The organism is Vibrio sp. S234-5 (genome assembly GCF_000960595.1).
GTDB lineage: Bacteria > Pseudomonadota > Gammaproteobacteria > Enterobacterales > Vibrionaceae > Vibrio.
In genome coordinates this window covers 1-383 of sequence record NZ_JZAM01000450.1, presented here as the reverse complement: position 1 = coordinate 383, position 383 = coordinate 1, and the positions used below count along the sequence as shown (strand labels likewise).

The window sequence follows — 383 nt, the reverse complement described above, 5'->3', positions numbered from 1 at the left end:
AAAACTTGAATTGACTGTGCTCGATACCGAAGTATCAAATTGGTCACTCAGTTCATTGATAAATCTTTTGGATTATCATCAACGAGTGCCCACACAGATTGATAGGTTTATATTGTTAAAGAGCTTTGCTTTCAGCACCTTAGCACTTAGGCAGGACGCGTATGATACGCTATTGACTCTGTAAGTCAACATAAAACTCTAAGCTTTTTGCTTAAAACTTTATGGTGACTCGTCTAATTAAAGACAAGTCGAATTCAAAGCCTGGCGATGTTCTACTCTCACATGGGGAGACCCCACACTACCATCGACGCTGTTTCGTTTCACTTCTGAGTTCGGGATGGAGTCAGGTGGGTCCAAAACGCTATGGTCGCCAAGCAAATTCT

General features: G+C 41.8%; 1 rRNA gene. It reads right to left on the bottom strand.

Going from position 1 to position 383, the window contains the following annotated elements:
• Positions 1 to 259: 259 nt before the first annotated feature.
• Positions 260 to 375: ribosomal RNA gene (gene rrf, locus UF06_RS22945) — 5S ribosomal RNA — on the bottom strand.
• Positions 376 to 383: the final 8 nt, after the last annotated feature.